This is a genomic window from Gracilibacillus suaedae (genome assembly GCF_017599345.1).
GTDB classification, from domain to species: domain Bacteria; phylum Bacillota; class Bacilli; order Bacillales; family Amphibacillaceae; genus Gracilibacillus; species Gracilibacillus suaedae.
Map to the genome: position 1 here is coordinate 1 of NZ_JAGFVL010000057.1, position 12874 is coordinate 12874.

The 12874-nt window shown below is 37.2% G+C and carries 12 protein-coding genes, 2 tRNA genes and 1 rRNA gene; 11 read left to right on the forward strand and 4 right to left on the reverse strand.

Annotation, left to right across the window (positions count from 1 at the left end):
* The first annotated feature begins 9 nt into the window (after window positions 1–9).
* From rrf to tsaD, 8 genes are all read left to right on the forward strand, one after another.
* Window positions 10–126: ribosomal RNA gene (gene rrf / locus J5J03_RS16785) — 5S ribosomal RNA — on the forward strand.
* A 54-nt stretch (window positions 127–180) separates the two neighbouring features.
* Window positions 181–257 (forward strand) — tRNA-Met (locus tag J5J03_RS16790).
* 71 nt (window positions 258–328) lie between these two features.
* Window positions 329–405: transfer RNA gene (locus J5J03_RS16795), tRNA-Asp, on the forward strand.
* A 473-nt stretch (window positions 406–878) separates the two neighbouring features.
* Window positions 879–1856: a thiamine-phosphate kinase gene (gene thiL, locus J5J03_RS16800; RefSeq protein WP_208591071.1), complete on the forward strand. Its 978-nt coding sequence runs from the start codon at window positions 879–881 to the stop codon at window positions 1854–1856.
* 4 nt (window positions 1857–1860) lie between these two features.
* Window positions 1861–2316, forward strand: coding sequence for a tRNA (adenosine(37)-N6)-threonylcarbamoyltransferase complex ATPase subunit type 1 TsaE (tsaE, locus tag J5J03_RS16805; RefSeq protein ID WP_208591072.1), 456 nt, complete (start codon window positions 1861–1863; stop codon window positions 2314–2316).
* Window positions 2313–3011, forward strand: coding sequence for a tRNA (adenosine(37)-N6)-threonylcarbamoyltransferase complex dimerization subunit type 1 TsaB (tsaB, locus tag J5J03_RS16810; RefSeq protein WP_208591073.1), 699 nt, complete (start codon window positions 2313–2315; stop codon window positions 3009–3011). Before tsaE ends, tsaB begins: the two co-directional genes overlap by 4 nt.
* Window positions 3004–3450, forward strand: a complete 447-nt coding sequence (rimI, locus tag J5J03_RS16815) for a ribosomal protein S18-alanine N-acetyltransferase (protein WP_208591074.1) — start codon at window positions 3004–3006, stop codon at window positions 3448–3450. Before tsaB ends, rimI begins: the two co-directional genes overlap by 8 nt.
* On the forward strand, window positions 3447–4484 hold the full coding sequence (tsaD, locus tag J5J03_RS16820) for a tRNA (adenosine(37)-N6)-threonylcarbamoyltransferase complex transferase subunit TsaD (RefSeq protein ID WP_208591075.1): 1038 nt from the start codon (window positions 3447–3449) through the stop codon (window positions 4482–4484). The genes rimI and tsaD overlap by 4 nt, the downstream gene beginning before the upstream one ends.
* A gap of 247 nt (window positions 4485–4731) precedes the next feature.
* On the opposite strand, the gene J5J03_RS16825 is transcribed toward tsaD, so the two are convergent.
* The gene (locus tag J5J03_RS16825) at window positions 4732–6657 is read right to left on the reverse strand and encodes an ABC-F family ATP-binding cassette domain-containing protein (protein ID WP_208591076.1); all 1926 of its coding nucleotides are present in this window, start codon (window positions 6655–6657) and stop codon (window positions 4732–4734) included.
* A gap of 171 nt (window positions 6658–6828) precedes the next feature.
* Between J5J03_RS16825 and J5J03_RS16830 the strand changes: the two genes are divergently transcribed.
* Window positions 6829–7476 (forward strand): redox-sensing transcriptional repressor Rex, encoded by a 648-nt coding sequence (locus J5J03_RS16830; protein ID WP_018934108.1) that lies wholly within the window; start codon window positions 6829–6831, stop codon window positions 7474–7476.
* A gap of 43 nt (window positions 7477–7519) precedes the next feature.
* Here the strand turns inward: J5J03_RS16830 and J5J03_RS16835 are convergent, their stop codons facing one another.
* Window positions 7520–7729: a YdiK family protein gene (locus J5J03_RS16835; protein ID WP_193568338.1), complete on the reverse strand. Its 210-nt coding sequence runs from the start codon at window positions 7727–7729 to the stop codon at window positions 7520–7522.
* A 7-nt stretch (window positions 7730–7736) separates the two neighbouring features.
* The gene (locus J5J03_RS16840; protein ID WP_208591077.1) at window positions 7737–8444 is read right to left on the reverse strand and encodes a CPBP family intramembrane glutamic endopeptidase; all 708 of its coding nucleotides are present in this window, start codon (window positions 8442–8444) and stop codon (window positions 7737–7739) included.
* A 314-nt stretch (window positions 8445–8758) separates the two neighbouring features.
* On the opposite strand from J5J03_RS16840, the gene groES reads away from it, so the two are divergent.
* Together groES and groL are read left to right on the forward strand one after the other, a co-directional pair.
* Complete coding sequence (gene groES, locus J5J03_RS16845; RefSeq protein ID WP_208591078.1) at window positions 8759–9043, forward strand: co-chaperone GroES; 285 nt, start codon at window positions 8759–8761, stop codon at window positions 9041–9043.
* Window positions 9044–9112: 69 nt separating this feature from the next.
* Window positions 9113–10747, forward strand: coding sequence for a chaperonin GroEL (gene groL / locus J5J03_RS16850; protein WP_208591079.1), 1635 nt, complete (start codon window positions 9113–9115; stop codon window positions 10745–10747).
* A gap of 204 nt (window positions 10748–10951) precedes the next feature.
* On the opposite strand, the gene J5J03_RS16855 is transcribed toward groL, so the two are convergent.
* Complete coding sequence (locus J5J03_RS16855) at window positions 10952–12856, reverse strand: BglG family transcription antiterminator (protein ID WP_208591080.1); 1905 nt, start codon at window positions 12854–12856, stop codon at window positions 10952–10954.
* Between the last annotated feature and the right edge of the window lie 18 nt (window positions 12857–12874).

Here is a 12874-nt window from a genome sequence, read left to right on the forward strand (position 1 = left end):
CATACAAAGTCTGGTGGCGATAGCGGAGAGGTCACACCTGTTCCCATGCCGAACACAGTAGTTAAGCTTTCCAGCGCCCATGGTAGTTGGGGCTCACGCCCCTGCAAGAGTAGGACGTTGCCAGGCTTGTGTTTTAAAATATGCATACATTGTTTTGTTTTATGTATCCTTTATTATTATCGCGGGGTGGAGCAGTCTGGTAGCTCGTCGGGCTCATAACCCGAAGGTCGCAAGTTCAAATCTTGCCCCCGCAACCAACATTTTCTTACTACGTTGAATAAACTTCTATGTTAGAAAATCATTGTAGTGCCAATGGGTGCAACCAAAAGGTCCGGTAGTTCAGTTGGTTAGAATGCCTGCCTGTCACGCAGGAGGTCGCGGGTTCGAGTCCCGTCCGGACCGCCATTTTATGACTAACAAATAGCAAAACCTTAAGTTTTGATACTTAAGGTTTTTTTGTGTTCTAGCAAATTATTGGTGAAACCAGAGGCTTAGTCGCACTTTCATCGACTAATTACGGTCACGTCCTGTGATCAACAAGGTTGAGTAAAAAGCAAAAATAGCTATTCAAATGGAGTTGTCATTTTGAAAGATAGCTACTGCAAGTCAACCACTAAGGCTGACCGTTTCGCTTTCTGACACTTTTGGCGATGAATACAGCTTTAATTTAAGTACCAAAAATAGAAATCATTATATTAAAATGGTACTTAAAATAGGTTTTAGTACCAAAATGAACCTTGGTGAACACTAAATTGGCACTAAATCACTATTTAAAAAAGATAAGAATTATAACTAGTAATAGAGTTGCTTCTTCTGTCCTCTTATCTTATATTTTGGTATGATGTGTGTATATTGTTGTGCTTTGGAGGTGTGGCCTGTTGAAAGAATTTGATTTTATTCGGTCCATTCAGCCGAATTTTTATCGACAGCCTTCTGTTGTGAAAGGTATTGGTGATGATGCGGCTATTGTAAGACATACTAATGAGGATATTATTACGACGGTTGATACGATGGTGGAAAATGTTCATTTTTCTGCTAAGACAACTGAACCTTTTCATATTGGTTATCGAGCATTGGCTGCGAATATAAGTGATATTGCAGCTATGGGGGGCAAACCAACGTCATATGTAGTATCTATTGTTATACCAGACAGCTGGGCTGCAGCCGATTTACAAGCAATTTATCACGGTATGGAAGAGTTGGCTAAAGTATTTAACATGGATCTTATCGGTGGAGACACTGTGTCAGGTGAACAATTAGTCCTTTCCATTACCGTATTAGGAACTGTTTTAAAAGGAAAGGCTAGATATCGCAGTGATGCACAGGAACATGATATAATCTTTGTAACTGGAACACTTGGTGATGCTGCTTGTGGTTTACATCTATTATTAAATGCTACTCACAAAGAGCAAGACAAGTATCGATATTTTGTAAAGCGACATCAGATGCCAATGCCAAGGGTATCATTTATTAATCATTGTGAAAATATAACGCGAATGTCTTTGAACGATATAAGTGATGGTATTGCAAATGAAGCAAATGAAATAGCAGAGACTTCGGATAAAACATTGATCATTGAATATGATAAAATACCAAGCCATTCGCAATTAGCTGATTTTTCCCCCGAACAACAATTCAAATGGTCTTTAACTGGCGGAGAAGACTTTGAATTGATTGGAACTGTTTCGGAAAAAGATTGGAAGCAATTAAAGACAATAGCCAAAAAAACAAATACTAAAATTTCAGCAATAGGAACGGTGCGAAATGATTGGAACAAGAATGGTACAGTATGGTTACAACATAATCATCAACTAAAAAAATTGGAAAAATCGGGTTATACACATCTAAGTAGGTGAAATAATGAGTACATATATTTTCGAGTCAAATACAGAGGAAGAAACAAGAAGATTAGCAAATAAATTAGCAATACTGCTTTCGCCTGGAGATGTACTAACATTAGAGGGCGATTTAGGTGCAGGGAAAACAACTTTTACCAAAGGTTTAGGTGCTGGTCTTGGTGTAACAAGAACGATCAACAGTCCGACGTTTACGATCGTAAAAGAATATATCGGAGAAATTCCGTTATACCATATGGACGTTTATCGTCTGGAGGATAGTGAAGAGGACATCGGTTTTGATGAATATTTCACTAGCGATGGTATTACCGTTGTAGAATGGGCGCAGTTTATAGAAGAATTTCTTCCAACTGAACGATTAGAAATTCAAATAAAAAGAATCGATGAACATACAAGGGAAATGATTTTTCATCCAATTGGAGATCACTTTGATTCAGTATGTAAGGAGCTATACTCATGAATGTGTTAGCAATTGATACTTCTAATCAAGTATTAGGAGTCGCGGTAAGTAAAGATGGGGAAGTGAAGGCGGAGTATACGGCAAATATCAAACGCAATCACTCGGTTGGCTTAATGCCGGCAATAGATCATGTTATGCAAGAAACAGAAACCACTCCAGCTCAGTTAGATAGAATTGCCATTGCCAAAGGTCCAGGCTCATACACTGGTGTTCGTATTGGACTCGCAACAGCAAAGACAATGGCATGGACGCTAAAGATCCCGATTGTGGCTATATCCAGTCTAGAATTATTGGCGCATAATGTAAGGCAACAGAATGTGCTGATCTCTCCTTTTTTTGATGCACGTAGAGGCTTAGTTTATACAGGATTATATGAAAACAATTATGATCGAATTCATGTAAAAAAAGAAGACCAGAATATTTTAATGGAGCAATGGCTCGATGAAGTCCAAAGCTATCAAAAACCTGTTATCTTTCTCAGTCAGGACATCAAAAAGCACCAAAATTTGATAAAAGAAAAATTAGCAAAGTCCGCCATTTTCCCTCCTGCCATTGATCATCTTCCTCGTCCTGGCCAACTAGCTCTCTTAGGTGTAGAACGCAATGAGGATAACCTTCATGAATTGACACCTAACTATATTCGATTAGTGGAGGCAGAAGCAAAATGGTTAAAGGAACAAGAACGAAATGGCTAAAGTTCAATTTCGAAAAATGGAAGAATCAGATATAGAGGTAGTCAAAGAGATAGATAAACGCTCTTTTTCTATACCATGGCCCGATGATATTTATGAAGAAGAATTAAAGAAGAACCATTATGCACAATATTTTGTTGCTGTTTTAGATGAGAAAGTAATCGGCTTTTGTGGATCATGGATGGTGCTGGATGAAGCACAAATCACGAATATTGCGCTTGATCCAGACCATAGAGGGAAGGGATATGGTCAAGGATTATTCCAGTTTGTAATCAATTATGCAGTTGCTCATGGCATTCGTCATTTGTCATTGGAAGTGCGGGTTTCCAACTTAACTGCACAACGGATGTACAAAAAATTCGGGATGAAACCCGGTGGAATCAGGAAAAATTATTATAGTGATAATCAGGAAGATGCTTTAGTATTGTGGGTGAATTTATGAGTGAATATATTTTAGGGATTGAAACGAGCTGTGACGAAACAGCTGCAGCAATTATAAAAGATGGTCGAGAAATTGTGTCAAATGTAGTAGCTTCCCAAATTGAGAGCCATAAACGGTTTGGTGGGGTAGTTCCAGAAATAGCTTCGAGGCACCATGTCGAACAGATCACGATTGTGTTAGAAGAAACCTTTGCAAAAGCAGGTTTAACGATTGATGATATGGATGCTGTTGCCGTAACAGAAGGACCGGGGTTAGTCGGTGCACTCTTAGTAGGTGTTAATGCAGCGAAGGGATTGGCCTATGCTCATCAAAAACCCTTAGTCGGTGTTCACCATATAGCTGGCCATATATATGCTAACCGATTGGAAAAGGAATTGGAATTTCCACTGCTAGCGTTAGTTGTTTCCGGTGGACATACTGAGTTGATTTTGATGAAGGAACATGGTAATTTTGAAATCATCGGGGAAACAAGAGATGATGCTGCGGGTGAAGCATATGATAAAGTAGCGAGAACCTTGGAATTACCTTATCCAGGTGGGCCGAAAATGGATCAGTTAGCACATCAAGGAGAAGCGAACATTGACTTTCCGCGTGCATGGTTAGAAGAGGACTCCTTTGATTTTAGTTTTAGTGGATTAAAGTCAGCTGTTATTAATACATTGCACAATGCCAAGCAAAAAGGTGAAACGTTAAAACAAGAAGATGTGGCGGCAAGTTTTCAAGCAAGTGTTGTTGAAGTGTTAACAGAGAAAACCTTTCAAGCAGCCAAACAATATGGTGTGAAACAAGTAATTGTCGCAGGCGGTGTTGCGGCTAACAAAGGGTTGCGAGCAGCGATGCAAACTAAATTTGAGCAGGAAGAGACTGTGGAATTGCTATTTCCATCCCTATCGCTTTGTACGGACAATGCAGCGATGATTGCAGCAGCAGGATCAATTGCTTTCAAGCAAGGACATCATGCCCAATGGGATTTAAATGCAAATCCTAGTTTAAGTCTGGAAAGATACGCCAAACGATCAATGCTAGAACGATAAACGTTCTAGCATTATTCTTATCCACAAAATTTTTCTGCGAATGTGGATTATTACATATCCCTTATGATATCAAGCTTTAATAACAGTAATAAAATGTGGATAAAGTGGCTTATCATTGTGGATAATGTGGACAAACATCTTAATAACTGATTTGCTAGGACTGAATAAGTGGATAAAGGTGTGTATAAATGAGGATGAGAAAAATAGAAAAGGACATAATGCCTACTTCGCAAAATGCCCTTTGTGTCTATTCGTGTAATGTTTCCCATTCTTCCATTAATGATTCCAATTTTGTCTTTAAGGAATCATTTTGATTAGTTAGTTCCAATGCTTTTTCATGATCTTGAAAAACGTCAGGATCACATAACATTTGATCAATTTCTTCCATTTCTAACTCAAGCTGCTCAATCTCATCTTCAATTTCCTTAATTCTACGCTCTTTTTTTCGTTGCTCTTTCTTTAATTGCTTTTCTTTTTCAAAATTTGATTTTGTATTATCAGGCTTGTCGACGGTTTGCTTTTCTGCTTTTTTTAGTTCAGCCAGTTCCTGTTCTTCTTGTTTTTTCTCTACATAGTAATCATAATCACCTAAGTAGAGAGTAGTTTTGTTAGATTGCATCTCCAATACATGGGTTGCAATCTTATTAATAAAATAACGGTCATGAGAAACGAATAGAATCGATCCAGGGTAGTCAATCAAGGCAGCTTCTAACACTTCTTTGCTATCCAAATCTAAATGGTTGGTCGGTTCATCAAGTAACAAGAAGTTTGACTTCTCCATCATTAATTTAGCTAAAGCCAGACGCGCTTTTTCCCCACCACTTAAAGCCGAAACATTACGTAACACATCATCACCACTGAAAAGGAAGTTACCGAGAATAGTTCGAATGTCCTTTTCATTCATGACCGGATAATCATCCCACAGTTCATTCAATACGGTGTTCTTGGGATTTAATTGTGTTTGTTCTTGATCATAATAGCCAATCTGTACGTTTGTACCGAGTTGAATGTTACCTGAAGCAGGATCTAGCTGTCCGATAATTGTCTTTAATAAGGTCGATTTTCCGACACCATTTGGTCCAACCAATGCAACACTATCCCCGCGTTCGATATGCAAGTTAAGATTTGAAAAGATGAATGGATCTGCTTCGTGATAACGAAATGCTAAATCATTAATTTTTAACACATCATTACCACTTCTGCGGTCAATTGTAAAAGTAAACTTGGCAGAGCTTTCTTCGCCCGCGGGTTTGTCCATAACCTCCATTTTTTCTAACTGCTTACGTCGACTTTGGGCACGTTTCGTAGTAGAAGCACGCACAATATTCTTCTGAATAAATTCTTCCATTCTTTTAATTTCACTCTGTTGTTTTTCATAGAGCTTTAGATCCCGTTCATAATTGGCCGCTTTTTGCTGTAAATAATCACTATAGTTGCCATGATATTTAGTCGAGTGATGCCGAGATATTTCATAGACAATATTCACGGTTTTATCTAAAAAGTAGCGGTCGTGAGAGACGATAACAACAGCACCTTGATAACTGTTTAAATAACCCTCCAGCCAAGTTAAAGTTTGAATATCCAAATGGTTAGTAGGCTCGTCTAATATGAGAATGTCAGGTTTCGTTAATAATAGTTTCCCTAAAGCTAATCTCGTTTTTTGCCCGCCACTTAGTGTAGCAATTGAAGTCGTCCACATACTTTCTGGGAAATCAAGACCGTTCAGCACCGCTTTTATATCCGCTTCATACTGATAACCGCCCGCAAGCTTGAAGGCTTCTTGTTTTTGATCATAACTGGCAAGTAACTGCTCGTAACGTTCACTATCCGCAAGCAGATCAGGATCACCCATTTGCTGTTCCATCTGGCGTAGAGCTTTTTCTTCTTTTAGAAAGTGTTCAAAAATCTTAAGCATCTCGTCCCAAATCGTTTCATTAGAATCTAAGCCAGAATGTTGTGCAAGGTATCCTAATGATACATCTTTCGGTTTATGAATTTCACCTTCATCATAACTAAGCTGATTGGAAATAATATTTAAAAGTGTCGATTTTCCGGCACCATTCCGTCCCACTATAGCAATACGGTCATCCCTTTTTATCACTAGTTTTATATTAGATAAGATCAGTTCAGCACCGAATCTTTTGGTTAAATTGTTTACTTGTAAATAAATCATTTGATTTCACCTCTAATATGTTCAGTGTATCGGAAAGCAGAAACCACTGCAAGCACGGTTGTTTGGCTGTAAGTGAATTATTTCACGACAATTAACCGCTTTTCTGTTAGAATAAAAAGTAAGTATAAACATTCACAAATCCAAACCGAACTATAGTAAGGGGAATGAATGATGATCAATCAAAATAAAATACCACAAGCGACGGCGAAACGTTTGCCATTGTATTATCGATTTTTAAATAACCTTCATATCCAAGGAAAATCGCGAGTATCTTCAAAAGAATTAAGTGAAGCAATGAAAGTCGATTCTGCTACAATAAGACGAGATTTCTCCTATTTTGGAGCTTTAGGTAAAAAGGGCTATGGCTATAATGTCGAATATTTGCTTGGATTTTTCCGTAAAACATTAGATCAGGATGAAAATACTCCCGTTGCGCTAATTGGTGTAGGAAATTTAGGAACCGCTTTTTTAAATTATAATTTCACCAAAAATAATAATACAAAAATTGAAGTCGCTTTTGATGCTGATAAACGAAAGGTCGGCAAAACGATAGGGGATATTCAAGTACACCACATTGACGATTTAGAGGGAAACTTAGAAAATATCTCTGTTGCGATTTTGACAGTACCTGTATCTGAAGCACAAAATATTACTGATCGTCTAGTAAAAGCCGGAATCAGCGGTATTTTGAATTTCACACCGGCAAGAATTACAGTTCCCGAGAATGTCCGTGTACATCATATTGATTTAGCCGTAGAACTACAATCACTTGCCTATTTTATGAAGCATTATCCATTAGAGAATGAAGGAGAAGAGTAAAGATATAATACTAAAAAATAGACTCAGCTAACAGTAGCTAAGTCTATTTTTTCTTATTGTCATTCGCTTTTTTTATGCGAAAATGTAGATTGATTAATCTGAACGCAACCACAAAATCAATGGTAGCAAAGGTTGCTAATAAAATGGTAATAAAATTAAAAACAGTTTCATCTGCCGATTGGATTGCGATATAGGTGAATAAAGCGCCTAACGCAATGTAAAAAATGGCAGAACGTAAAGGTGAAATACGCATAATACTATTATCCTCCAATAAGAATCATCATTAATTCTTGTATTTGATCCATTTGCTGCTCGATTTCTTCTGGATCGACAGACAGTTGGCCTACTACGGCAAATGTATTCATGGACATGTGCACAATTATTGGTACAAGGATTCGTTTCGTTTCAACGTATAGAAAGGCGAACACCATTCCAACGGATGTGTATATAAGTAAGTGTTCAAAATCATTATGAACAGCTGCAAAGATGAAGCCCGATAACAACGCAGCGAAAAAGAAGTTCATTCTCTTATAGAGTGAACCAAAAATAGCTTTACGAAACACTAATTCTTCTAGAATCGGTCCCAAAATTGAAATGATTACAATAAATAAAGGGGTTTGTCGTGCTACATCCATTAATTCCATTGTATTTTCTGATCCAGGCGGGATTCTGAAAACTACCATTTCAATAACAACAGCAACGCCTTGTGTTATCATCACAAGGAAAAAACCTAGTACAGACCACAGTATAATAGTTCCTATTTTCTTATGTTGTGTTTGGAAGAAATCTTGGACTTCATCCCTTATGAAATAGATAGATATGATCAAAGCTATCGCAAATGACGCAATACTCCAGTTAGCTTGGAAAGTATCCAAATCATCAATGTAAGGCACAAACGGCATAGCCAAAAAGATGGAAAATTGCATTGCAAAATACGTGATTATCAAATAAATATATTTTCTTGGCAAGTATAACGACTCCCTTAAACTCTTTTTAATGTCATGATACGTATTTTAACATAAATTTAGAATAAAATTGAAATACTTCGTCTACATATGGAAGTATATGAGTATTTTTCCATAAAGTGAGAATTTCATAAGTGGAGGAGGTGCCTCCATTTATATAGTTAGGAACGATGATAAATTTTTTTAAAAAACGATATTAAAATACTTGCAAAAAAAATCAGTTTTCATTATTATAATAATTGTGTTAGCACTCTTATTGAACGAGTGCTAATAATCAACAAAATAATGAATGAGAAATTCAAGGAGGTAACGAAAAGATGCTTAAACCATTAGGTGATCGTGTCATTATTGAGCTTGTAGAACAAGAAGAAAAAACAGCGAGTGGAATTGTTCTTCCAGATTCTGCGAAGGAAAAACCACAAGAAGGTAAGGTTGTAGCTGTTGGTTCTGGTCGTGTAACAGATAATGGGGAAAAGGTGGCTCCTGAAGTAGAAGAAGGGAACACAATTGTTTTCTCTAAGTTTGCTGGTACAGAAGTAAAATATGAAGGAAAAGAATACTTAATTCTTCGTGAGAGTGACATTTTAGCAGTTGTAAGCTAAGTAGGATAACGAAGAGCTTTAACGATAAATAACATAACATTTTTCAAATTTTAAGGAGGTTTTTTCACAATGGCTAAAGAATTAAAATTTAGTGAAGACGCACGTCGCGCAATGCTTCGCGGGGTAGATACACTTGCAAATGCAGTAAAAGTGACTTTAGGGCCAAAAGGTCGTAACGTTGTTTTAGATAAAAAATATGGTTCACCACTTATTACAAATGACGGTGTAACGATTGCAAAAGAAATTGAATTAGAAGATAGTTTCGAAAACATGGGTGCACAGCTTGTATCTGAAGTGGCTTCTCAAACAAATGATGTAGCTGGGGACGGTACAACAACTGCAACAGTGCTTGCACAAGCAATGATCCAAGAAGGTCTTAAAAACGTTGCATCTGGTGCAAATCCAGTAGGTGTACGCCGCGGTATCGAAAAAGCGGTCGAAATCGCAACAGAAGAACTTCGCAAAGTTTCCAAACCTATCGAAGGAAAAGATTCGATTGCACAAGTAGCAGCTATTTCTTCTGCTGATGATGAAGTAGGTCAATTAATCGCAGAAGCAATGGAACGTGTGGGTAACGATGGTGTTATCACAATCGAAGAATCTAAAGGATTCAATACTGAATTAGAAGTTGTAGAAGGTATGCAATTCGATCGCGGATATGCTTCTCCATACATGGTAACGGACCAAGACAAGATGGAAGCAGATCTTGAAGATCCTTACATTTTAATTACTGACAAGAAAATCAACAATATCCAAGAAGTATTACCAGTACTAGAGCAAGTTGTACAACAAGGTAAACCACTTCTATTAATCGCTGAAGATGTAGAAGGAGAAGCTCTAGCTACATTAGTAGTGAACAAATTACGTGGAACATTTAATGCAGTTGCTGTAAAAGCTCCTGGGTTCGGTGATCGTCGTAAAGCAATGCTTGAAGATATCGCTGTATTAACTGGTGCTGAAGTTATTACAGAAGATCTTGGTTTAGATCTTAAAAACACAAGCATTGAGCAATTAGGTCGTGCTTCTAAAGTAGTGGTTACAAAAGAAAACACTACAATTGTAGAAGGATCTGGTGACCCAGAACAAATTTCTGCTCGTGTAGCACAAATCCGTGCACAAGTAGAAGAAACTACTTCTGAGTTTGATAAAGAAAAATTACAAGAGCGCCTAGCTAAGCTTGCTGGCGGTGTAGCAGTAGTAAAAGTTGGTGCTGCAACAGAAACAGAACTAAAAGAGCGTAAGCTACGTATTGAGGATGCGTTGAACTCAACTCGTGCAGCGGTTCAAGAAGGTATCGTTTCTGGTGGTGGTACTGCACTTCTTAACGTATATAACAAAGTTGCAGAACTTAACCTTGAAGGTGACGAAGCTACCGGTGTAAACATCGTACTTCATGCACTAGAATCTCCAGTTCGTCAAATTGCAGAAAATGCTGGATTAGAAGGTTCTATTATTGTAGAACGTCTAAAAGGTGAAAAAGTTGGAATTGGCTTCAACGCAGCAACTGGTGAATGGGTAAACATGATCGACTCTGGTATTGTTGATCCAACAAAAGTTACTCGTTCCGCACTTCAAAACGCAGCATCTGTATCTGCTATGTTCTTAACTACTGAGGCTGTTGTTGCTGATATTCCAGAAGAAAATGGTGGAGCTCCAGACCCAGGTGCAATGGGTGGCATGGGCGGAATGGGCGGCATGATGTAATCTGCCCCTCTAAGCCCTGATAAATAAGGGTTTCATGGTGAAGTGAAAGCGAAATGCTAACATAGTGCAACAAGAAATCATAGCACCTGTCTCAATGACAGGTGCTATGATTTTTGTAAGCTTCTCATTCGCAATCCAAATCTCTAGTAGAGTTATTAAACAGTTAAATAAAACCATGTCCTTCTTCAACGGACATGGTTTTATTTATTCGCTTGGCTGGTCAATTAGGTCCATTAATTGATCAATAAATGCTTCATACGACCGTGAATTTGCAAGCTTACTCACATTCGACGGGTTTGCAAGAATTTTTATATATTCGTCATATATATCCCGGTAGATATTTCGTTCACTCTTGTTCATGGCGATTAACGTGACAATCCGTATGTTAGTAGCCTCTCCCCACTTAATCGGTTTATCCGTAATTAGTACTGCGATAGATGTTTGTAAAGCGTCCATATAGATGGAATGAGGAACAGCTACGATATTATTAAACGCGGTAGAGGACAACTTTTCTCTTTTCATCACATTTTCCACGAAATCCTTTTTAACTAAGCGAAGATCGGTCATCTGTCGGGTGATAAATGATATAATATCATATTCATCTTGGAATGTTTGATCACTGAACATAAAGATCCGTTTATCAAATAAAGAAAGCAGGTTTTGTTTGATTCGCTCTTGCTGTTTCTCCTGTTTGATTCGGTTGACAAGTGTTTGTATGTTGAGTATATCATCTGAGGTCAGAAATGTACTGATGACAACTTGGACAATTGTCTGATCTAATGGAATCTCCATCGTAGAAATAATAAAGTCAGCCTGAAGTGCTGATATTTCCTTGTCAACTCTTGTTACCATCTTTATTACTCGCAATTGATTGGCGAAGTAGTGTTCTATCTTCTCTTTTAATTGAAACTGTAAATTATTATAAGCAGGACAGACGAGAACAACTTCAAGCAGGTCATGGTTTTTTTGTTTTAACTCTAAACAGCTACCTACATGTAAGGCAATATATGCAATCTCATCTTCATGTAGGTGTATATCCAGCTTTTCTGAAATAAGGTTGCTAATATACACCGATAAATCATAAATAAGTGGAGAAGACGTTTTAATTGATTGTGTTAAGGGATTTTTAAATGAAAAATGGTTAGAAGCCCTGACCACCATATTTTGAACATGCAAGACAAACTTGGTTTTGAATTCTTCATCCTCCAAATTGATAAAATAGTTCTCGTTTACTTTTTCTATGATTTCATCAATTAAAGCTGCATATGGTGCTTGGACAAACTTCTCCTTTTCCTCTGATATATAGGTAGTCTTACTACTAATAAGTGCTTGTAAATAGTATAATTCATTTTTATCCATGTGAACATGGAAATACGATTCAATTAGGTCTTGGATTTCATGGATGATGGTCATCGAAATAAAGGTTTCCTTATATGGATAGTCCAGGTGATGGACGTATTGGTTATCTTGCATACGCTCAATCGATATAATAATATGATAGATAATATTGCCTAGCGTATATTCATTAATATCGTAGCCATGGTGCTGGATAATCCGCAATAACTTTTTTTTGAAATTATGCAACTCATAGCCAAATATTTTTTCTAGATCGATGATATTATAAAAGGTAGTATTATATTCTTTATAATAAATCATACTCATTACTTTTCGTTTATCGATTTCTTTTCCTTGCAAGTACAAATGATCTTTCACACGATTGATACTCAAACGATAGTTGCCAATAAACTTCCGGCATTCGTTAATATCCTTTTCAACCGTAGGAACGCTTACAAACATATACTCACTCAAATCAAATATATCGATACCATCTTCTGATAGAATTAATTGCTGTAAGATGTAGTATACTCTGTTGTTTAGACTATTTTCCTTTGTCGGGAAAGCTCCCAAGTTTTTTGGCATTTTCAAACGGTACCCCATATTAGATGATTCTATCGCAAGCGATGACTGGAGTTGTTCATTGATATATTGGACATAGTTTCGTAATGTCCGTGAAGAGATATTTAAATAATCCAATATTTCGCTTGTTTTCATCCAATCGTCTTGTTCTTTTAGTATCTGAATTAGTGCTTGGATATTCTTTTCCTTCATTTAAATATCCCCCCTTTT

Bases quoted from the DNA above. Each gene is read 5' to 3' on its own strand.
- tsaE (WP_208591072.1), top strand. From the start codon at position 1,861: ATGAGTACATATATTTTCGAGTCAAATACAGAGGAAGAAACAAGAAGA.
- tsaB (WP_208591073.1), top strand. From the start codon at position 2,313: ATGAATGTGTTAGCAATTGATACTTCTAATCAAGTATTAGGAGTCGCG.
- rimI (WP_208591074.1), top strand. From the start codon at position 3,004: ATGGCTAAAGTTCAATTTCGAAAAATGGAAGAATCAGATATAGAGGTA.
- tsaD (WP_208591075.1), top strand. From the start codon at position 3,447: ATGAGTGAATATATTTTAGGGATTGAAACGAGCTGTGACGAAACAGCT.
- J5J03_RS16825 (WP_208591076.1), bottom strand. From the start codon at position 6,657: ATGATTTATTTACAAGTAAACAATTTAACCAAAAGATTCGGTGCTGAA.
- J5J03_RS16830 (WP_018934108.1), top strand. From the start codon at position 6,829: ATGATCAATCAAAATAAAATACCACAAGCGACGGCGAAACGTTTGCCA.
- J5J03_RS16835 (WP_193568338.1), bottom strand. From the start codon at position 7,729: ATGCGTATTTCACCTTTACGTTCTGCCATTTTTTACATTGCGTTAGGC.
- groES (WP_208591078.1), top strand. From the start codon at position 8,759: ATGCTTAAACCATTAGGTGATCGTGTCATTATTGAGCTTGTAGAACAA.
- groL (WP_208591079.1), top strand. From the start codon at position 9,113: ATGGCTAAAGAATTAAAATTTAGTGAAGACGCACGTCGCGCAATGCTT.
- J5J03_RS16855 (WP_208591080.1), bottom strand. From the start codon at position 12,856: ATGAAGGAAAAGAATATCCAAGCACTAATTCAGATACTAAAAGAACAA.